This window comes from Verrucomicrobium spinosum DSM 4136 = JCM 18804 (genome assembly GCF_000172155.1).
Lineage (GTDB): Bacteria > Verrucomicrobiota > Verrucomicrobiia > Verrucomicrobiales > Verrucomicrobiaceae > Verrucomicrobium > Verrucomicrobium spinosum.
In genome coordinates this window covers 7,890,047-7,911,170 of record NZ_ABIZ01000001.1, presented here as the reverse complement: position 1 = coordinate 7,911,170, position 21,124 = coordinate 7,890,047, and the positions used below count along the sequence as shown (strand labels likewise).

The 21,124-nt window shown below is 60.0% G+C and carries 18 protein-coding genes; 12 read left to right on the top strand and 6 right to left on the bottom strand.

Features of this window, described 5'->3' with window-relative positions:
- Positions 1-20: 20 nt before the first annotated feature.
- From VSP_RS31855 to VSP_RS31830, 6 genes are all read right to left on the bottom strand, one after another.
- Entirely contained in the window at positions 21-2,333 is a 2,313-nt protein-coding gene (locus VSP_RS31855; RefSeq protein ID WP_009965840.1) for a protein kinase domain-containing protein, read from the bottom strand.
- 42 nt (positions 2,334-2,375) lie between these two features.
- Positions 2,376-2,828, bottom strand: a complete 453-nt coding sequence (locus tag VSP_RS42830) for a type III secretion system chaperone (protein WP_009965838.1) — start codon at positions 2,826-2,828, stop codon at positions 2,376-2,378.
- A 103-nt stretch (positions 2,829-2,931) separates the two neighbouring features.
- Positions 2,932-6,621: a WD40 repeat domain-containing serine/threonine protein kinase gene (locus VSP_RS40400; protein ID WP_009965837.1), complete on the bottom strand. Its 3,690-nt coding sequence runs from the start codon at positions 6,619-6,621 to the stop codon at positions 2,932-2,934.
- Positions 6,622-6,673: 52 nt separating this feature from the next.
- Positions 6,674-7,417 (bottom strand): RNA polymerase sigma factor, encoded by a 744-nt coding sequence (locus VSP_RS38435; protein ID WP_009965836.1) that lies wholly within the window; start codon positions 7,415-7,417, stop codon positions 6,674-6,676.
- A gap of 111 nt (positions 7,418-7,528) precedes the next feature.
- Positions 7,529-7,861 carry a hypothetical protein gene (locus VSP_RS31835; RefSeq protein WP_009965835.1) on the bottom strand — a complete coding sequence of 111 codons (333 nt, stop codon included), beginning with the start codon at positions 7,859-7,861 and terminating at the stop codon, positions 7,529-7,531.
- Between the two features lie 224 nt (positions 7,862-8,085).
- On the bottom strand, positions 8,086-8,583 hold the full coding sequence (locus VSP_RS31830; protein WP_157211175.1) for a hypothetical protein: 498 nt from the start codon (positions 8,581-8,583) through the stop codon (positions 8,086-8,088).
- Between the two features lie 76 nt (positions 8,584-8,659).
- Here VSP_RS31830 and VSP_RS31825 point away from each other — a divergent pair, with 76 nt between their 5' ends.
- The 12 genes from VSP_RS31825 (at position 8,660) to sctV (ending at position 21,119) form a co-directional block, all read left to right on the top strand.
- Positions 8,660-11,644: an EF-hand domain-containing protein gene (locus tag VSP_RS31825; protein ID WP_009965833.1), complete on the top strand. Its 2,985-nt coding sequence runs from the start codon at positions 8,660-8,662 to the stop codon at positions 11,642-11,644.
- A gap of 35 nt (positions 11,645-11,679) precedes the next feature.
- The gene (locus VSP_RS31820) at positions 11,680-12,027 is read left to right on the top strand and encodes a hypothetical protein (RefSeq protein WP_009965832.1); all 348 of its coding nucleotides are present in this window, start codon (positions 11,680-11,682) and stop codon (positions 12,025-12,027) included.
- 52 nt (positions 12,028-12,079) lie between these two features.
- Positions 12,080-13,465 carry a hypothetical protein gene (locus tag VSP_RS31815; RefSeq protein WP_009965830.1) on the top strand — a complete coding sequence of 462 codons (1,386 nt, stop codon included), beginning with the start codon at positions 12,080-12,082 and terminating at the stop codon, positions 13,463-13,465.
- A 69-nt stretch (positions 13,466-13,534) separates the two neighbouring features.
- Positions 13,535-14,098, top strand: coding sequence for a SycD/LcrH family type III secretion system chaperone (locus VSP_RS31810; protein WP_009965828.1), 564 nt, complete (start codon positions 13,535-13,537; stop codon positions 14,096-14,098).
- A complete protein-coding gene (sctE, locus tag VSP_RS31805) occupies positions 14,095-15,456 on the top strand; it encodes a type III secretion system translocon subunit SseC family protein (protein WP_009965826.1) in 1,362 nt (453 codons plus the stop codon). The genes VSP_RS31810 and sctE overlap by 4 nt, the downstream gene beginning before the upstream one ends.
- A 32-nt stretch (positions 15,457-15,488) precedes the next feature.
- On the top strand, positions 15,489-16,472 hold the full coding sequence (locus VSP_RS40395; protein ID WP_009965824.1) for a hypothetical protein: 984 nt from the start codon (positions 15,489-15,491) through the stop codon (positions 16,470-16,472).
- Between the two features lie 37 nt (positions 16,473-16,509).
- A complete protein-coding gene (sctW, locus tag VSP_RS31795) occupies positions 16,510-17,400 on the top strand; it encodes a type III secretion system gatekeeper subunit SctW (RefSeq protein WP_009965823.1) in 891 nt (296 codons plus the stop codon).
- Entirely contained in the window at positions 17,390-17,662 is a 273-nt protein-coding gene (locus VSP_RS31790; RefSeq protein ID WP_009965822.1) for a TyeA family type III secretion system gatekeeper subunit, read from the top strand. The genes sctW and VSP_RS31790 overlap by 11 nt, the downstream gene beginning before the upstream one ends.
- Positions 17,663-17,668: 6 nt before the next feature.
- Positions 17,669-18,064, top strand: a complete 396-nt coding sequence (locus VSP_RS31785; RefSeq protein ID WP_009965821.1) for a CesT family type III secretion system chaperone — start codon at positions 17,669-17,671, stop codon at positions 18,062-18,064.
- A gap of 35 nt (positions 18,065-18,099) precedes the next feature.
- Positions 18,100-18,498, top strand: a complete 399-nt coding sequence (gene sctX, locus VSP_RS31780) for a type III secretion apparatus assembly protein SctX (protein ID WP_009965820.1) — start codon at positions 18,100-18,102, stop codon at positions 18,496-18,498.
- A 117-nt stretch (positions 18,499-18,615) separates the two neighbouring features.
- Complete coding sequence (gene sctY / locus VSP_RS31775; protein WP_009965818.1) at positions 18,616-19,002, top strand: type III secretion apparatus assembly chaperone SctY; 387 nt, start codon at positions 18,616-18,618, stop codon at positions 19,000-19,002.
- 26 nt (positions 19,003-19,028) lie between these two features.
- Entirely contained in the window at positions 19,029-21,119 is a 2,091-nt protein-coding gene (sctV, locus tag VSP_RS31770) for a type III secretion system export apparatus subunit SctV (protein ID WP_157211174.1), read from the top strand.
- Positions 21,120-21,124: the final 5 nt, after the last annotated feature.

Sequence of the window (21,124 nt, the reverse complement as noted above, 5' to 3'; positions counted from 1 at the left end):
AATCGACCTAGCTGCTGCACTCAGTCCCCGATCTTGTCCGACAGGGCCTTCAACTTGGCGGGGTCAGGGTTTTCCTCGGAGAGCTCCTGAATGATGGCATAAGCCTCATCGCCACCCACGAAGGGTTCCTGGAAGACCGGGTTGCGAAGCAGGTCGGTGATCGAGGGTCGTTTGGTCGGGTCGGGGTTGAGCATCTGGTTGAACAGCCGGTCCATGGCGGTCACCGCCTTGCCCGTGGAGTTGCCGGCCTGATCCGTGCCCAGTTCTCTGATGTTGTTTTCAGGATCACTGCCATGCTCAACGATCAACCGCTGCTCTTCTGACAAGAAGTCCTGGTGGAACGGAGATTCGCCATGGAAGAGACGGTAGGCAGAGATGCCGATGGACCAGGTGTCGGCCTTGTTGGTCACCACCGTGCCACCCATCATATCCAGGCGGAGCTGGGTATTGATGTCGATGTCCTTGATCGCCTGATCGTACCATGCCTGGCGTTCCTCGACGGGCACCTGGTCCCGCTGTGACTGGATGAACTCCCTGGTAGCATTTTTCTGGGCCTTGGCGGCGGAGGTCACACTGCTGCGAGCCTCTTCCTGGATGATGATCTCTGGAGCCTTCCAAGTGGGGTTGTCCACGATGGTTTGTTCCAGGACTTGGCGATCTCCGGTTCTGGCGAAGCCGAAGTCACCCAGCAACATCCTGCCGTTATGCCCCACGAAGAAGTTGGGCTCCTTCACATCCAGGTGCGTCATCCCGCGGGTTTCCTGGAAATGCTGCAGGCCCTGTAGCATGTCTTTGAGGATGGTCAGACGGACGGCGTTGGCGGCCACTGGAGTGAGACGGCCTTCCGCCACGGCTTTGTCCAGATTCGCCATCATCGCGTACCCATCGGTTTTCGCGAGTTCCATGGCGATGAGGACGCCGCCATCCGGGGTGCGGACGACCCCCTTCATGGCGGTGATGTTCTCATGGCCTTGGGGGCCCATGGCCGACTGGTGGGCGCGCACCTCTTGGGCCGCTTCTTCCAGATTGCCTGACTTGAAGGATTTCACGGCGATGCGATCCACCACGGTGGACTTTTCGCCGGTCGTGGGATCCGTCACCTCCTGCTGGTGCTCGTACACATGGACATCGCCGAAGCCGCCCTCACCCAGCTTGGCTCCCTTGGTGTATTCCTTGCCACCGACGACGATTTTGTCCGGGGCGGTCTGCCGGTCAGAGAGCTGGTTGAGCATCGCGTCGTAAACTCCGTCCAGAAACGCAAGTGCCTCGGGAGACGCGTCCCGGTGGCTTCCAGCAAGCTGCACACCACCCGGATTGGAGTTGACCAGGGCCTTGTAGAGTTCTTCCTTGAACTTGGCCCCGTCGCTGATGGCGAAGGCTCTTTCGCTGAGCGGACCCTGGGAGGAGATGTCCTTCATGAGCTGGCCTGCCATGTCATCCGTCAGGGCCTTCATGGCCGTGCTGTCACCAGAGACCAGGGCCGCCTCCACCTTGGCACCCATGCCGATGAACTCAGGGGAGGTCTTGAATGTCGGGGAGAGAGAGGAGATGCCGGGCTCCTGAAGCATAAGCGGCTCTTGCATCACAGTGCCCTGGGGGGAGGCATCAATGATGTCGCTCTTGGCGCTGTTGTAGCGGAACTCCATTTTGGCCCACCCAGGCACGTCTTGGTCCTTTGGCGGGGTGACGTGTTTCAAGGAACTGCGGTCAAAGGACTGGATCTCGCCACGGAGGCTGCCTCCTGACAAGGCCCTGTCTTCCACCAGCTCGCCAACGATCACATCCACCCGGTGGCTGTCGTGATCCAGTTTGGCCTGAGCGTCTTGTCCCTCCTGTTTGATGCCGGCCTCCAGGGCCTCGATCTCAAGGTCGGCGAACTTCACCAACTGGGCCACGCTCTCACCTTTGGCACCACCAGGTGAGTGTGCTTCAAGCTGGGCCTGCAGGTTTTTCACCGCCGCCAGTTGTTCCGTCAGGCTGCCGCCGCCGTTTTTGATGGCCTGGTACTCGTCGGCCAGGCGGAGGGCCTCCTTGTAGTGGCTGCCCACCGAGTCTGGTGCGAGTTTGTCGGAAATCTTGTGCATCAGGTGCACCACTCCGTCTTTCAGATTGGCATACTTGGTGGGTTCTCCCAGCACCATTCTCATTCCCGCCGAACTCAGCACGCTGCCCGAGTCGATGCCGTTGAAGGATTTTGCGATCTCCTTCTGTGCCGCACGGGATTTTTCAGAGGTGCGCAGGTGGATGATGGGCTCCTCCTGCTTTGCGGGTGTGGGTGCCAAACCCTGGGTGCCTTGTGTGGTCTGGGAGGCGGAAAGGCCGGTGAGATTCATGATGGGACGGGCAAATACGTTGAAGGTGGGGCAGAGGGAGCCTCAGGCGCGTAGCATCTGGAAGTCATTGAGGGAGGCTGAGCCGGGAGGTGCGGCGGCGGGAGGTGTCAGAAGTTTGTCCCGCCAGTAGCTGGCCCAGTTGGCGAATTCATTGAGCGCCGAGAGGAAGCTTTCTTCACCCTGATTTTGGATGGACAGCTTGCGGTTCAGCAGAATTTCGTCGGTGTCATCATCCAGCCCAAAGCAACAACCCTCCCCCACTTCACGATGAAACAACTGGGCCCGGAGCAGTGTCTCGGCAAAGAGCCCCCGGTCAAAAGAGGGCAGGGTGCCCACTACTGCATAGAGGTGGACGGCCTCTTCAGTGCGGGAGGGCTCGATCACGAGGTGCAGACCATTCGCCAGCACCATGTCGCAGGTTTTGTCACGGGTGTACTGGAAGCCGGGATTTCCGAGAGCGGCGGCGGCAGAAAGGACGAGTTCTTCGAGGGTCATGGAGGGCGCGATTGGGAAAGGAGTCGCAATCAGGGTGGGCGGATTGGTCAGTACTCTGATGGTCTGCGGATTACGGTTACAGGGCAATTCAGGAAACCCGGTCTCACCGACGTGAAACGGTGGGTGTGGCAGCCCGGTCCGGAGGCTGGGGGAGGCGGCGTATGCGCTGCTGCCAACGCACGGCCACCTCTTCACCGGTGAGCACAGTCGTGCCCAGCAGGGCATCCAATTTGCGACCGGAGAGCAGCTCGGCCTGCCCTTGCAGGTCATCCAGCGCATCCGTGATGGGAGAGACGTCCCAGAGTGAGAGCACTCCGGAGGCTGAGGCGGTGAGAAGCTCGGTGGAAGTGTGGTTCCAGTAAACAAATCCCGCGCCCTGTGGCAAAGGTGGGGAGATCGGTGCCCCGCTCAGGGCATCCCACACGCGGGCGGTGCCATCATCACTGCAGGTGGCCACCATGCGGCCGTCTGGACTGAATATGGAACGGAAGATGGGGCCGCTATGGGTCATGTTCCGCCCGATCCGTCCGCCGGAGGAGGCATTCCAGATCCGTGCGGTGTTGTCGGCTCCGCAAGTCACCACACTCGCTCCGTCCCGGCTGAGGGCCGCGCAGAAGGTGCGACCCGGAGCCAGCATGGGCCCTACAGGGAGGAAGGTGGTGGCATCCCAAACCTGGGCAAAGCTGCCATTCCCCAGAGAGGCGGTGAGCCAGCGTTTGCCGTCTGCGGAAAAGGCCAGGTGATCGACACGGCGGGGCAGCCGGATTTTCCTACCAGAAGGCCTGCCGCTTCTGACATCCCAGCACCCCACGTTGTGCTCCGTATCCGCCGCGAGCAGTCGCTCACCCGTTGCGTCATAGGTGGCACGGATCAGCGTCCCTGTCTGCTCCAGCTGCCGGGCCAGAGGCTTGCCCGTGCGCCGGTTCCAAAGTTTGAGCGAACCTTCTCCTCCCAGGCTGAAGAATTCCTCACCCGAGGCGGAAAATTGAAGCTGGATAACCCGTTGACCGCCATGGTGCAGCTCCGGGAGCACAGGCTCTCCCGTCCGGCTGTTCCAGACCTGAACCATCCCGTTCTCTCCACCCGTCACGATCCAGTTTTCATTCCGACTCAGCTCCACGGCCGTCGGAGGTGAGGAGGGCTGAATCAAGGCGGTCAGGTCTCCGGTGGTACGGTTCCACAGTCGGACGAGGCCATCGGCACCTGCTGAGAGGATCAGCCGTCCGGCGGTGCCCTGGGAAACAGAGACCACCTTGGCACCGTGGTTGGCCGTCACCTTCGCTGCGCCCTCCACCGGTGTACTCCAAAGCCGAAGAGCCCTGTCTTCACCCCCCGTCAGGACGAATCTGCCGTTGGCACTGATACGAGCGCAGGGGTTGCTGGAGGGGTGGCAGATCCATGGCCAGGCCGGGAGCCCGGTGTAGCCGTCCCAGATTCGGGCATTCAACTCCCCCACCGCAGAGGTGGCGACCCTTCGGCCATCACCACTGAAGTGCACTTCCATGACCGCTCCAGAGTGACGCATGGACTCCGTCAAGGGCAGTCCAGAAGCCACGTCAAAGACTCGTGCGTACGAATCGTGGCTGGCAATGGCCAGACGACGGCCCTCGGGGCTGAAGGAACAGTCAAGCAGCTTGCCTCCGGGGCGGAAAGAGGGGCGCATCCTCGAGCCCAAGTCCACATCCCAAACATCCAGGGTGCCGCCCGTCCTGCCCGAGACAGTGGCCAAGCGTGTGCCATCCGGACTCATCTCGATATGGGATACGGGGCCTTCCAGATCATGGGAACTCAGGATCAGTTTGCCGGATCGGGCATCCCAAACCTTCAGACTGGAGCCATCAGCCCCTGCCAGGCGGCAGCCATCACTGCTCAGCCGGAGCAGGGTCGGGGCAGGAGCCCCCTCCAAGACAGGGCCAACTGCCGCCCGTGGCACGGTGCGGAACACTCGGGGACCGCCAGCGACGGTCACCGCCAGCCATTTCCCATCGGGAGTGAGATCCCATGCCGAACTCGTGGGGGCCGGGCCAGGGATGATGGGAGTGGAAGTCAGGACGCCCGATGGCAGGTCCCATTCACAGAAAAGCCCCTCTCGGGAGAGGCCCAGCAACACCCCCGGGTCATCCGTGAACCGGATCCAGCGGATGCCGCCCGGCGCTGTCAGGGGCGGGCTGGCGGGCTGGAGGGTTTCGCAGGACCAGAGTTGCGCCGTCCCATCGCTCGTAATGATGGCCACCCGGCTCCCATCTGGACTGAATTCTCCCGCCACCGTTCCAGGCCACAGGGTCAGCAACTGGGGCCCGCTCTGCATGGCACAGCGGAGCCGCTGCCGGTGCAGGGTTTCTTTGGCGGCATCGTCCCTGTCCAGCCGGAGGGCTTCCAGATACCACAACAGCGCCCCAAAGGCGTCACCATCCTCCACCATTTCATCCCCGGTCACCACATCCAGTTGCACGAGCTGTCGGCGGGTCTCTGCCTCCTGGCGGGCGGTTTCCTGGCGGGCTGCGGCCTCGGCAGCCAGTGCCTCCCGGGCGACCGACTCCGCCCGCTTGGCTCTCAGCGTCAGCCACACCAGGATGGCCGTGGAGACACCTAGAACCAGAGCCAGGGCACCCACAAACCGGAGCAGGATGGTGTTGCGCCGGGCAAACCGTGCCACCCGATACCGGGCGGTCGGGGCCTTGGCCTGGACGGGTTCCTGTTTGAGGAAACGCTCCAGATCCTCCATCAGCGCGGAGACGGAGGGATAACGGCGTGCCCTTTCCTTCTCCAGCGCCTTCATCACAATCCAGTCCAGATCACCCCGCAGAGTTGCCGGGGTGACACCTTCTTCCTCCCACTCTGTACTGAGAGGTGGGGTGGAGTTCTGTGATCGGGCGGTTTTGCAAGCCTTGTCGAGCTCCTGGCTCGGGCGCACGGGAGTGTCGTCGCGCACCGCCTTGAGAATCTCCGCCAGGTCATTGCCGTTGGCCCGCTCAGCGGGGAGCGGGGTGACTCCGGTCAACATCTCGTAGAGCAGCACCCCCAGGGAGTACACGTCACTCCGCGTGTCCACATCCATCCCGGCAGAGAGCGCCTGTTCGGGGCTCATGTACTGCAGGGTACCCATGACCTGCCCTTGGGCTGTGTAGATCGTTTTATCGGCCAGGGGCTGCTCCAGTGCCTTGGCGATGCCAAAGTCGATCACCTTGGCCACGGAGATAATGCCCTCCCCCATCACCAGCACGTTGGAGGGTTTGATGTCCCGGTGGATCACCCCCTTCTGGTGAGCGTGCTGCACACCGCGGCACGCTTGAATGAAAAGGCGAATTCTCTGCTCCAGCGGCAGATGGCGGCAGAATTCCGTGATGGGCTTGCCCTTGACCAGCTCCATGACGAAGTAGGGGCAACCGGAAAAGGTCGCCCCCGCATCGTAAACCCGGGCAATGTTGGGGTGGTCCATCATCGCCAGCGCCTGCCGTTCCCCTTCAAAGCGGGCGACGACATCGCGCGATGCCATCCGGGGTTTCAATACCTTGAGCGCGACCTCCCGGTGGATGGGCTCCCGCTGGATGGCCCGGTAAACGATGCCGAACCCGCCTTCCCCCAGCAATTCCTCCAGTTGGTAGCGGTCGATCTTGTCCCCTGGCTCCCATTCCTCCAGGGAGGACAGGGAGCGGGAACTTTCCTCACTCTGGTCCAGCCAGTGCTGGGCAGGGGAAAGGAGGCAACTCAGGCAAAACGCCCCGGCAGCGGTCGGACCAAGGGGGCGACCACAATTGGCACAGGCTGCTGCTGGGGTTGTTGACTCCACCATTGAATCCGGTTTCTGGAAATCACCCCTGTCCCACGGCACCAGACCCTGCCGCCTATCGGCCAGCAAGACCCAAGAGGTACTCTACCTCATCGTTGAGTGAGTCGGAGTTGGAAAGCGTGTCGGTGATATGCTTCAGCAGCAGTTCCCGGTAGCGGCCCCGGAGTCGGTGCACAGCCACTTTCACCGCCCCTTCGCTGATGCCCAATTCTGCGGCCACCTTGGTGTAGCCGCCCGTTTCGGTGGCACCGCTCAACAGGTAGGGCTGGAGCGCAAGAAACGTCTTCTCTTTCCCACTGGCCTGCATTTCGTCCTGCAGTCGTTTGATTACGGAGGTGACCAGCGTGGAGACCCACATGCGGTCATAGAGATGCTCCGGTGTCAGCTCATCCACGAGCATGGCTTCGTACCGCTGCTCAGCCTCGGCAGCATCCAGGGAGAATCGCTCCACGCCGCCACCGCGTTTCAGTCGGTTGCCGTCCCGCAAAACTCTGCCGACATAGCGCTTTAACCCGCCCAAGAGAAAGGAGCGCAGCCGGCCGCGCTGGGGGTCGGCCCGTACGAGGCTTTCATCCTGAATGAGAGAAAGGAGGAACCCCTGGGTGTAGTCCTCAGCATCGTGCGTGGAATGGCCGGTGCGCCTCAGGTAGGCATAGAGTGGGGGCCAATAAGTCCGGCAAAGCTCTTCAAGAGCGGCTGAAGCATCCAGATCACCATCCTCCCGGGCATTTGCTACGAGGGACCACCGAGTGGCGGGGAAGACCTGACCTCCCGTATGGACGTTTGCAGAATCGGTCATATGGCGGCTGGGTGCAGGTCCAAGTCCAGGTTTTTAGGGGGTGGGCTATAATGCCAGTTGGCACTAAAGGGCGCAAGGACTGCGCCAAAATATTGCCACGCTGAATGTGTATCAAGGTTGCCACATTTTCCGGGTGTTGAAGACCCAGATCCAGCTGACCGTCATCGTGATCCATGCCCACAACTGAGGCAGCCAGAGTCCGGCAAAAGCCAGGAAAGCGAAGGGCAGGGCGCTGGACCATGCCAGCCAGGCAGGTTTTCCGGTCGCAAGCGGACCGCCGCCGCTAAGAAGAGCTGTCACTCTCATGGCAAATCCCACGGAAAAAATGATACCGATGCCCTTTTGCCACCATCCCGCGCTGGGTGGAGCCAGCACGAACACCAAGGTGACTGCTGTGGCACACAGGAGGACGCCCAGGAGTTGGGCGATCGAGGCGGTCTTCACGATCCCACCAAAAGGAGAAATCCCTGAAAAAGCAAGTGCTCAGGTGAACCGGTTGTGACAGAAAGGCGATGGAATGCTCCAACGTTTTGCGGGAAGGCACCTTCTCCCGAAAAACTGGCTATTTTCGTAACCGGACCAGCAAAGCGGGCAGATGCATGATGGAAACCCCTCTCCCTCCCTTGTTTGCGGTGGACATGCTCGCTGACCCAAACCACGCTAGTTTTCTACGACACTTCCGGACCAGGGGGGGTGGCGCGGTCTTGCTTGCGGATGTCCGACAGCGGGGCGACGTAAGAGAGGAGGTTACCCGCGACCCATTCGATGCCGTTTTCCACGCGGAGTTGATTCGCGGCGAGGTACCTTTTGTAAAAGGTCACGATCTGTTCGTCAGCCAGACTGTCCTCAGGGCGTCCCTTGAGCGCCTCCACATGTCCCTCGATGGTGTGGACGGGCACCCCGCTGCGTTTCACGGAGGAGATGAAGCGGACAAAATCGGCAAACGGGCTGCGCAGCCCCTTGCGGTCGCCCAGTCGCTCGAAGAGGACAATAAGCAACACTCCGGGCTTGTCCTCCGGCAGGCGGTACACAAAGGAGGACTGGCCGATAAAGATCTTCCAACCGACGGGCGCGCCGCCGTACCGGGCCGCTGGCTGGTACAAGGCCGGCTGGGTGCCTTGGGCCTCCAGCCACAGGGTAAAATCGTCTTTGGGGAAGAGCGGCATGATGTGACACTTGGGCTTGGCTGCTCCAGTATCCGCACGGGGCCTTTTTGAGGCAAACTTTGAATACCATCCATTCATGATTTCACTCTCCGTCAACGATACCACCAAGGCCGCCGCACTGGATTCAGCCCTGGCTTTTTCCGTGGTGTTTGAAGAGCACCGCCTCCTTGTTTCCCAGTCGGTCTCATCCGGGTTCAAGGGCTTGGTCAATTCCCTGGATCAACTTTCCGCCTACTCGAAGACCGTGGAAAGCCTGCAGGCCAGCATGGAATCGATTGAGGCCGCAAGGCAGAAGGCCCTGCTGAATCCCTTTTCCACCACGGGCACAACCGCCAACGCCTCGACCGTGACGGCGGTCAACAGTGGCCTGAACACGCAGGGGGCTCCGTATTCCACCACCACAAGCAACGCGGTGACCAGCATCACCACTGCACTGAATGGCACGACGGCTGGAACGCCGGAGAGGACCGCGGCAGAGGAAGCCAAAGCTGCTGCGGACAAGGCGAGAGCCGCCGTGGACAAAATCCAGGCGGGCAATGCCACGGGAGGGTTTGCCGATGCGGAGCAGGCGCTGACGGATGCCAAGGCGGCCAAGACCAAAGCCGATGCCGCACTGGTCAACGCCAATGCCGCCAAGACCACGGCCCAGACCAATCTCACAACCGCCCAAACCAACCTGACCTCCGCCCAAGCAGCGCTGACAGCGGCGCAGGCGGCCAATCCCCAAGTGCCCGCCACGATCGCTGCGGCGCAAGCGGCCGTGACGGCGGCGCAGACCGCGGTGACCAATGCCCAGACCGCGCTGACGGCGGCGAACGCCCGCGTCACCGCGGCGACTGCCGTTGTGACCGCCGCTGCGGCAGTGGTGACGGCGGCGCAAGGCGTCGTGGATTTCAAGGCAGAGCCGATCTGCCAGATCAAGCTGACCACCGCCCAGAAGTCCTATGACTTGGGAGACGGCTACACCCTCACGTCATGGGGCAGTACTGGCTACATGACCCTCACAGGTTCCGACGGCAAAGGCATCCTCATCCAGCCTGATGGGTCGGTGGATCCCCTGGATGGCGCAGGCAACGGCTGGAAGTTTTCCAACACCAGCACCTTCGTGCTGCCCAACGAGACCAAGATCACCATCACGCCCAATGCGGCGGGCGCGATCATTTCGGCGACGAAAGGGCGCAATCACCTCGAACTCACGAACATCAAGTCCGGGGCCACGCCGTCTGGCGTCATCACCCAGGACGGGCGCAAGTACGATGCCACGACCAATGACGGGTATCGGATCAACATGGGGGCCACCACAGCGAACTGGACGCTGGGGGCGAACACGCTGGGGGACGCGGCCAGCCGTGAGCAGGTGGCGGCCACGGCCTCCAACAACAAGTTTGTTCTGGATGCTTCAGACGTGGAGATCCCGGCCGATCTGAAAGCCTTTCTGGATGAGATCGGATTCGATGTCAGCCTTTACGATTCCGACGGGGACGGCAAGTTGAACGAGGAGGAATTCTTCCAGGTGGCGAGCATTCTGAACACGCTTGTCACGGAGATGCAGACCTCATTCCAGCAGGTGCTGGTGGAGACGGCCAAGGCCAGTGAAGCGCTCATGGAGCTGAACCAGTTCCTTGAGCAAATTCAGAAACAAGGGTCGGATGAGCAGTCTGACAAATCCGAGGCTTCAGCAGCGGAAAAAGATGTGCTGGCCTCGATTCAGAAACGTCTGGAATCTGCCCTCACGAACCTGCAGGCCCTACAGGGTGGAGGGTCCGGCGGGGTGGGGTTCAACGATGCCCAGCAACTCCTGACGAACCTGGGCAAGGCTGCTCTCGGGCAAAGCTATGAAACAACGGGCACCAGCGTCCTGCCCCAGCTGGCAACGCCGCCGTCCTCCAGCACTCAAACTGAGGAAACAACTCCTGCGGTCGATCCCGTCACCCAGGCGATGCGCCGGGCGAGCCTGCTCATTGGCGGATTCAAGATTGATGAAAGCCTCTTTCCCTCTGCGCCGGCCTCCCTCCCCGTCTTGAATGCGGAGGACGTTGACCTGCTGGCCACGTTGGCGTCGCTGGGCCTGCCCATCAGCGGGGTGGATGCCGAGGCGTTGCTCACCCTCGTGGGCAAACTGAAGGCCGAGCTTGCGGCCGGCGGTCTCGCCACGCTCAACGGGGAAGGCCTGCAGTTGCTGGAGTCGGTGAAGGCCGGTCTGGCAGAGGTCGGCCTGATCGGACTGACCGAGGAGAATTCCCAGTTCCTCAGCGATCTGACCGCGCAGCTCCGGGGCCTGAACATTGGGCTGGCAGATACGTTCGAGCTGGAGGAACTGCTGGGCCGCCTGAGGAGCGGGCCGGAGATTGCCGAGAACAGTTCCGCCGGAACCGGACTCTCGACGGATGTGCGGAAGCTCACCGTGGCGGATGCGCGGCGTCTCGCTGCAATTCTTGACCGCCTGCAAAACCGTCAACTCGGGCTTTCACCCGATGATCTGCGCCGGATCGAGACGCTTCAGCGGCTTCTTTCGAATGAACTGCAGACGGAATCCAGCCCGGCTGCGGGAGGCGGAGAGTTTGGCGGTCGGGTTCTCTCCCGTGCCGACATCCAGTTGTTTGAAGAGTTGATGTTCAAGCTGCGAGGTGAGGATCCTGACGGGGTGCCGACGCCGTCTTCCTCTTCGCCTTCTATCGGCGGCAATCCCTTTCTTCAGAATCTGGATCTGCTCAAGACCATCGCGGGCAACTTCGAGACGGATCCCAAACTGCTGGAGACGCTCAAGGAGAATGTCAGCAAGTCGATCAAGACCTACACCGAACACCTCAATCGTGCCCGCGGCCTCTTTGTTGAGGCGCAGGAGAATGTTCAGGAGTTTGTGAAGATTGTCGCTGAGGATGATTCGCTGAAGGAGATCGTTCAGGACGACCGCCTTTCCGACGAGCAGCAGGAAGGTTTCGCCGACAAAATGCGTGACCTGCACCAGAAGTGGGGCATGGATTGGGGTTCCGATGCCAGCACTCCAACGGAGGAAGGCAAGCTGGTAACCCGCATGGCCCAGTCCGGCATGATGATCTGACCCTAAGGAAACAACCCGGCCTCCCTCCAAGTCTTATGACGCCCGACGCCCCACCTGCCACCGCAGAAGATCTCGCCGACCTGGCAAGGCTGAGAGAGCAGACCGCCGCGCTGGTGGAACAGATGGACGTGCTTCTGGCGGCCGGAGCTATGGCCAACGCTGTTGCGGATGAGCTCTACGAAGATCTCGGCGTCCGGGCTGGCATTGGGAAGCGCGTGCTGCTTGGTAACGGCATTCCTCCTGACGACCAGTATATTTACAGCACGCTTTTGACGGAGTTCGAGAACATCGAGGACACCGTCCGCAACTTCGAAAAACGAGTCAACGCTCCGGTGACTCAAGCCGCTGGCCCCCGGGCCGTGGGCAGCCGCTACCGCATCTGACCGTACGCGTTGCCACTCAACTTCCAACATTCCACCCCAGTCCCCCAAGATCATGGCCTACAGTACCTCCGCCTTCACGGATCTCACGCTGCACAATTTCTACATCAATGCCAATTCCGACGTGACGGCCCTGCGCACGGAACTGTCTAATGCCGTGGCGAAGTTCACGGCGGCAGGCTTGCCCAGTCCGGAGGACATGCTGGAAGCCATTGATGCCCGCATCGCCAAGTTTGAGAAGACAATTGTAGAGGACCAGCCCGCTACCACTGATCCGAACAAGCCCTATGATCGCAATGCCCTGATTCGGGAGTTTCTCGAAGAGGTCTATTCCGTTATTCTCTACTGCCGTAATGCCGTGAGGGGGGCTGGGACCACCGCGGATCCCTACCACGAGAACAACAAGTACACCAACACGGTGCCGGATCCGGATGTCAACCACACCCCAACCTTCGCCCTTCAGGGGATTTTTGCCGACAATGACACGGGGTTCACGGGACAATCCACCTCCAACCCGGAACAGGTCATCCTCAAGTTCTACTACGATCTGATCACCCAGACCTTCGCAAAGGGGGACGCTCTCAAGACCAGGGCCAATCCGGACAATGTCTGGACGGTGGTGACGATTTCGCCGTACACCTCCCCGACGAACAACGTGGTTTATGACCGGATCACTACTGAAATCGTCGGCAAAAATTCCAACGGGGAAAACATCTACAAAACATATCTGGTCCCCGAGGGGATTGATCTTTCGGTGGTACAGAAAAAGGAGATCAAGAACCAGGCAGGGATCGTGACCGACTTCGAATTTATTTTCAAGGAAGGGGTCATCTTTGACGGATCTGGCGGGGTGACGAACCCGACCTTGCAAGAGGTTCAGATCATCACTGGCATCGGGACTGACGGCGCAAAGTATTACTATTATCAAGAAGGCGACGTCAAACAGATCAACAACTTCAAAGCCCTGTCTCCCACGGAATACCTTTATTACTGGAACGAGGCCCGCATCCAGGTCCTCAAGGCCAAACTCGCCTACAAGCAGGCCTTGGTGGAAGAGGTGCAGGAAGATTTGCGCCAGGCCAACGCCGCACTGGCCGAACTGGAGAAGGTGGCGAACATCCGCAACCTGGACAAGGACGGAAACTACACAGGCGACAGCAGCTATGAGTCCATCCAAATGATGCTGTTCAATGCCCGGGCCAGCAACCGCGGGGATTCTCTGTTCGACCGCTCGGGCAACGACTACCTCCACAACTGGGGGGAGTGGCAGGAAAACCGAATCAACCTCAAAAACTACATCGACCGCAAGTCCGCCCAGTCCCAGGACATGATGCTGGACTACCAGCAGGTGTTGAACCGCTACAACAGCGCTCTGGAGGTGCTCAGCAAGCTCCAGGAGAAACTGGACGGCCTGCTCAAGTCACAACTTCGCAATTTGTAATGTAACCCGTTTGGCGCGAAGGCCAGACTGTTTTTTAGAAGACCCAATCCTTTCAACCGAGCAAGCCAAATGAGCGACACGACCACCGAATTTGACGACATCGAACTTCCAGACGCACCCATGCCGACGGGCCTGCCATACGAGACCGCGGATGAATGGGCGGAGATGCTCACGAATTTCGGTGCCAACGGCCGGACCATGAGGGATTTCACGAATCTCACTCCGGAGAGCATGGAGGTCTTCTACATGGTGGCCTACAATCAGTACAACGCCGGGCAGTACGAGGAATCCTCCAAGGTGTTCCAGTTGCTGGCGTCTCTGGATCACTTCGACAAGCGCTACTGGATGGGCCTGGGCTCCAGCCGGGCGATGGAAGGAAATCACAAAGACGCCATCAAGGCCTTTGGATACCTGGGGTTCCTTGACGTTTCCGACCCAGTTCCTTCCTTCCACTGTGCCCGGTCATTCATCGCCACCGGCAAGATCAAGGAGGCGGAGGCGGCGCTGCGCGCCACCATCGCCAATGCGGAAGGCAAGGCGGAGCACGCCGAGCTCAAACAGCAGGCGGAGCACACGCTCGAACTGCTCCAGCAGGGCCAGAAAGAAATCACCACCGCCACTTCCGAGTCATGAATATTTCCAACAATCCCAACATTCCGTTCATCAACCCCCAGGAACTTCTGGGAGGAGCAGATCTCAACGACATCAAGAAGGCTGCCAAGGAGTCGGTTCTGAAGGCGCTGGAGATGCTCGGCACCATCATTGCTGGGGCCAATGCCGGTGCCAAGGATGGAGCACCAGGGCTCGAGGCACCCAAGGCGACCCTCATGCAGAAGGTCACGGACCTGACGCTGCGGATTGCCCTGCTTCAGCAAGCTCTGGACGAACTTCAGACGCAGGTTTCAAAGACGGTCATCGACGGTCGGATGAAGGAGGTGGACCAGGCCCACAAGGAACAACTCCAGAACCTTGAGACACAGCTCAAGGAGATGAAGGAAGCGGTGGAAAAGCAGCAGGAGGCCAACAAGAAGGGCAACGTCTTCCAGGCCATCGCGAGCTGGGTGATGGCAGCGGTGGACATTGTCTCTGCCGTTTTCAGCATCGTCGCTGCCGCCGCCAACTTTGTCGCGGGCAACTGGGCGGGCACGGTGGGGATGATTGCGGCCGCAGGGGCGCAGCTCTGTTCTGCCGGGTGTAATATCGCCTTAGCCATTGATGCCACGGACAAGGCCATGGGTGGAGATGGCGTCCTGAGTGAAGCCCAAAAACAGGCCATCAACGGTGTTATGATTGGATGCGCCGTGGTGGCAGGCATTGGCGGCCTCATTGGCGGCTTGGGGGGCATCACCATGGGGCTGAAGGAAGGCATGAAAGCCGCGCTCAAAGAAATCGGCAAGGCCGGCGTTCATCAGAGCATCGGGCAAACCCTGAAAGCCGCCTCCATCATGGCCAAGCAGGCGATGATGACGGCGATGCAAAATCTGGCCAACCCGCTCATCAGCAAACTGGGAGGTGCCCTGGGCAAGCAGATGCTGGAAAACAGCATGAAGGAGATGGTGAAGAGCACCATGAAGGAGCTCACCAAACAGGGCATCGACAGCCTGACGGAAGTGGTGGTCAAGGAGGCTCTCAAGGCCACTTACAAGGCCTGTGTGTCCGCTTTCAAGGCCACCGCGATTTGGGGCATTCAGATGGCCGCGACGCAGGGGCTGGTCAAGGGCATCAGCAAGATCACCGAAGGGGTCGTGAAGCTGGAGATTCAGGACCTGATGAAGCAGGCGGCCGATGCCATGAAAGAAGCGGAGCTGGCCGAAGCGGCAGCCAAGGCGTTGGAAGCCATGATCACCCTGCTCAAGAAGACGATCGAAGATCTGCAAGCCCAGCTGGAAGAGATGCTCAACTCCGCAATGGAGACCATGTCCATCCTTTTCCAGGCCATCGATGACAGTGCTCAGACGATGACTCAACTCCACCAGACCCAGGCGGCCTGAGTCGGACGCCAAGACCCTAACCTGCCCAGATTATGAGTGTCAGCATTTCCAGCACCACCTCCCACGTCTCCAGCACCTCGTTCAATCCGCAGCTTGATATCAACGATCCGTCGCCCACCGAAAAGGGTGACGAGTCGCTGACCGTAAGCTTCACTGTCGGCAAGCAAAACGGGGCATTGGGAGAGGGTTTCCGCATCACCTTGGAACTGCCTCTGACCGGGGAAATCCCGATCAACGAGCTGGAGCAGGCCTGCAAGGATCTGGGCATGACACCCCTGGAACTCTACGCCGCGCTTGGTGGGTTGTTCCAGGCGGGAAAAATGGCGAGCCAAGTGGGGGATCTCGTCTCCCGGTTGGGCGTGGAAGGAGCGGAGGCCCACATCGGGGGCGTGTACAATCTCTTCAATCATGTGGAGGAAGCGGCGGACACGGCAGCAAAGAGCCTCTATGCGATCATCGAAGGCGGCAATTATCCCGACTTCACCGACTTCTTGAAGCTGATGCTTCAGACGGCGATGGAGTTGAGGCAATTTGCTTCCGAAGCAAAAACGAACGCCCTCAACGGGGAGTATGATCTGATGATGACGCAGGCCAACAACTTGCGTGATGTCGCTCAGAAGAACTACGACGCTGCTTTGAAACAGATCGAAGCGGAGAAGCAGCAGGCGATCTTCAGCATCGTTGGCGGCTGCCTCAGCTTCATCGGGGCCTTCGGCAGCATTTGGGGTGGACCCGCGGCCAGCCAGGCGGGCAGCAGCCTCAGCCAGATCCTGGAAGGGGCCGGCAACATCCACACAGAGCAGCTCAAGCTGGACGGTGCCTTGCTGAAGAAGCAGGCCGAGCTTCTGGAAGCGGCGAACAAGGCGCTCGATGGCGAGTGCAAAAAGCTGCAGAACCAGCAGTCCATCGCCGAAGAACTGAGAGACATTGCCAAGTCGCTTCAAGACATGGTATTGAAGCTCTACCAGGACTTCATGAGTGCCCAAATGCAGGTGTTGCAGCATTCCAACATCTGAGTTGCGGATCATCTGACCAACATCCTGGCTTCGCACCATGAACTTCAATGCCGACATCCGGGGGCTCGTGGGAGCTTTCTCCTCCAAACAGGGGGCTTCCGAGTCCGTCTCCGAAGGCATGCGGCAGGAAGGCTTGTTCCGGGGGCAGGAGGTGGTGCAGCAAGATGCCACTTCTGCCTTGGCCGACGCGGCTGAGGAGATGAGTTTCGCCGCCGCTGAAAAGGTGGAGAAAAAATTGTCTGAGCGTAAAGCCGGCTCGAAAGAGGCGATGAAGCTCACGACGACGGACCTGGCAGACAAGTACGTCAACATGATGAGCCAGTCCGGCTCATCCCACAAGCTCCACGAGTTTCTGGACTCCCTGAAAAAGATGGGTGGGCGGGCCACGGAGGAGCAGATCCGTCAGATGGCCAAGGAACACTTTGGCGATGTCAGCGAACAGTATGCTGCGCTTTCCTTTGCCGAGGAGGCGCTTGAGGCCGAGGGCGTGGAAGAAGAACTGCGGGCCAAGATTGGCAACGTCAAAGCCGCGCTCATGAAGGAGGCGGGTCCAGCCATCCGGGCCGGGCTCAACATCGCTGCGGATGTGATGTCCTTCGCCAAGCAGGGGCTGGAGCAGGTGGAGCGGTTGCGCGACCTCTACCGGTACGCCGTCCTGGGACGCGACACCGCGTCGTCCATGTACCAGTCCATCATGCAGCGCTATGGCGAGAAGCGGTTTGATCAAGCGCTGGAGTTCCTGATCCGGGCCGCCGCCAGTGATTTGGATTCTCATGGTCTGGGGCCTTCGATGGAGCGGGCACACCTCGAAACGGCCGTCAACAACGTCAATCACGTGCAATACCTCGGCAATCTCTACCGGACCCTCTCTGACCTGCTGGAACGAGTCCGCAACCCCATGCCTTTCCGATTTGGATATGCCCGATGAGACCTATACGGCGCATGACTTGATGCGGGAGATCTTGGAGATGACCACCCAGAGATGGGTGGATCCCGCTCGCATCAGCCTGATCGCCACCCGGGTGGGGCTTAAGAAACCCGAAACCCGGATCTTTTTCGTCACCCAGTTGCGAGAGAAAGTCAGACAGATTCCCTTGAAACTATTCCCAACCCCGGATATTCGGGAGAAAATGCTCGATGCGATGCAACAGGCTCTGGATGCCGAAATCGCCAAGGAGGAGGCGTCTTAACTGAAGATGACTCCCATTGATCAAACCGTGTCCGAGTTCGGCCAGAGCATGGGCATGGCGCACCTGCAGCCCAATGAGCAGGGGGCGGTGATTCTGGACATCAGCGGCATTGGCACCTTGTCGATCGAGCTGGTGGGTGATCGCCAGGAGATTGTAGCGGTCAGCCTCTCCCGCAGGATCGAGCCGCCTGACGCCGCCGCCTGCCAGATGGCTTTGGAAATGACCCATCCCAGACAACCGGGAAGCTGGCCGGTGCGTGCCGCACTCGCCGGGGGACGTGGGGTTCTGGTCTTCTCCGCGAGAATGGAGACTTACGAATTCAACCTTCCTGCGTTGCACGAGGCCATCGCACAACTGGAGGCCCTGCAAGACGCTCTGTCCACGGTGGTGCGGCCCGCTTGATTTTCGCCATCACGGTCTGACTGACCTTCGCCATCATGCCCCGCCTCATTCCAGAGTCTTTTCAGTCCAAGCTCGGTCTCGCCTCGATCGAGATCGGAGATCATGAGGTGGCCCCCATGCTTCCGGAGGATTCCCGGTTGCAACCCATTGATGCCTCGGTGGAGGCGAGGATGGAGGCCATCCTTCAGGCCAACACGTTCGAGCGGGTCATGCTTGATGCAATCCGCCCCCGGGTGGAGGATCAGTCCATGCTGCGCCCTGGTGTGTTTCACCTCATGAGGGAGGAGATATTGAAAGTGCTGGTAGCGGCTCTTCAAGACACCACAGATCCCCAGCAAAAGGAGGAGATTCAAGGGGTCATCGGCCTCTTGAATGGCCTCGGCGCAGACCATGAGCTGGGGGAGCAGTATCGCTATGCCTTGCTGAAAGGGTGAATCTGTCCCCCTTTGGAAAGTTAGCGGGATTTTCCTGTAACAGACCCGTTCTTTCAGGCAGATGGAACCCGACCCTTAATTTCGTTGACTCCCAACACCATCCAGACCCTCAACCGAATGAGCGGAGAGCCTCCGGGCACTCCGGGGGGGAAGTCTGCGCGGGTGGGTCATTGGACCCTGACGCCTGCCCAGCGTGACTGGATGATGTTGCAGGCTTACCTGCATCTGGAGCAACACAAGCCGGCGGCGGCCTGCGCCATGTTGCGGCTCCTGTTTCGTCTGTTCCCGGACGATGTGGAAGTCCAGCGCTGTCTTGCCTTGGGAGAGTTGATGGATGGCCGGCCGGTGGATGCCGCCAGGGTGGCCACCCGCGCCCTGCAAAAAAGCTCCAACGACCTCCGCATGCCGGTGGGTCTGGTGTTCGCCAAAGCCCTCTGGGAGCAGGGCAAGCACGAAGCCGCGCGCGAGTTTCTCACCAGCCTTCTCACTACGACAACAGACTGACCTGACACGATCGCATGGCCGGAAAAATGCTTCAGCTCCAAGGCGCGATCCTTCGCGGTTCCCGCTACTACGACGTGCTGCTTGCAGTCGTGGTGGTGGCCATTCTGTCCCTGATGATCCTGCCGGTGCCCCCGGCCGTGCTGGACCTGCTGCTCGCCATCAACCTGGCGATCTCCATGCTGCTCCTCATGCTGTCCATGTATGTGCCGGGCATCCTGGAGTTTTCGACGTTCCCTTCGCTGTTGCTCATCACGACCCTCTTTCGATTATCGCTCAACATCACGACCACCCGTCTGATCTTGTTGCACGCCCATGCCGGGGAGATCGTGTACACCTTCGGAAATTTCGTGGTCGGCGGCAACTTTGTCGTCGGGGTCGTGATCTTCCTGATCATCACCTTGATCCAGTTCATCGTGATCACCAAGGGGGCTGAACGTGTCGCGGAAGTCGGTGCCCGATTCACCTTGGACGCCATGCCGGGCAAGCAGATGGCCATTGATGCCGACTTGCGTGCTGGAGCCATCACCCAGGAGGAGGCCACCGCCCGACGACACAAGGTGGAAAAAGAAAACCAGCTTCATGGTGCCATGGATGGTGCCATGAAGTTCGTGAAAGGGGACGCCATCGCCGGCCTCATCATCACGGCCATCAACATCACTGCAGGGATCTGCATCGGCGTGATGCAGAAAGGCTGGGACATTGGCAAAGCGGTCACGACCTACTCCATCCTCACCATTGGTGACGGTCTGGTCTCCCAAATTCCGGCGCTCCTCATTTCCATCACCGCAGGCATGATTGTGACCCGCGTGTCGGCTTCAGAGGATGGGGGGGCGCTCGGGGGTGACGTAGGCAACCAGCTTCTTTCCCAGCCCAAGGCGCTCATGATCGCCGCCGGTTTCATGGTGGGATTTGCGTTGATCCCGGGTTTCCCCAAGATCCCTTTCTTGATCCTGGCGGTGGTGTCCGGGGTGGGGGGCTTTGCCTTGAGCCGCAAACAGCCAGCCGAGTCCGTGCTGGCCACGCAGGACAAGCGGGACCTGCCCGCGATGGCCCCCACCGGATCCAAGCCGCAACCCAAGAAGAAAGATGCAAATGACGAGTTCTCCATCACCGTCCCACTGCTGATGGATGTCTCTGCTGCCAGTCAGAATGCCATCGATGCAGCATCGATGAACGAGGAGCTGATCCGGGTGCGGCAGGCACTGTATCACGATCTAGGAGTGCCGTTCCCAGGCATCCACCTCCGGTTCAACGAATCGCTTCCAGCGGGAGCCTACAAGATCATGCTCCATGAGGTGCCCATCGCCGAAGGGAGCTTCAAAGCAGGCCACGTTCTGGCGCGGGAGAAGGCGGAGTCGCTCAAGATGCTCAATATCCCGTTTGTCGAGGAGAAGACCTTCCTGAAGGGGCTGCCACCGCTCTGGGTTCCCGCAGAACGCAAGGTGGACCTCGACAAGACCAATGTGCCCTACCTGGCTCCTACCCAGGTGTTGACGTATCATCTCTCCGTCATCCTCAAGCGATACGCCGCAGACTTCGTGGGGCTGCAGGAGACGAAATACCTTCTGGAAAAAATGGAAGGCCAGTTTGCCGAGGTGGTGCGGGAGGTGCAGCGTGTCCTGCCAGTGCAGAAGATCACCGAAGTCTTCCAGCGGTTGGTGCAGGAGGAGATTTCCATCCGAAACTTGCGCACCATTCTCCAGTCATTGATCGAGTGGGGCCAGAAGGAGAAGGAGGCGGTGCTTCTGACTGAGTACGTGCGATCCAGCTTGCGCCGCTATATCAGCTACAAATTCAGCCGCGGACAAAATCTCCTGGCGGTGTATCTGCTGGAGCCCAGTCTGGAAGAGAGCATTCGCAAGGCTGTGCGCCAGACCTCCGCGGGGGCCTACCTGGCACTCGACCCAGGCACGGTCAAAGCGCTCCTGCAATCCGTGCGCAAGCAGGTTGGCAACATTTGGGAAAGCAACCAGCGTCCCGTGCTGCTCACCTCCCTGGATGTCCGCCGCTACACCCGGAAGCTTATCGAACAGGAATTTTACGAACTTCCCGTTCTCTCCCACCAGGAACTCACCGAAGAGATCACCATCCAGCCGTTGGGACGCATCGCGACCTGATTGAC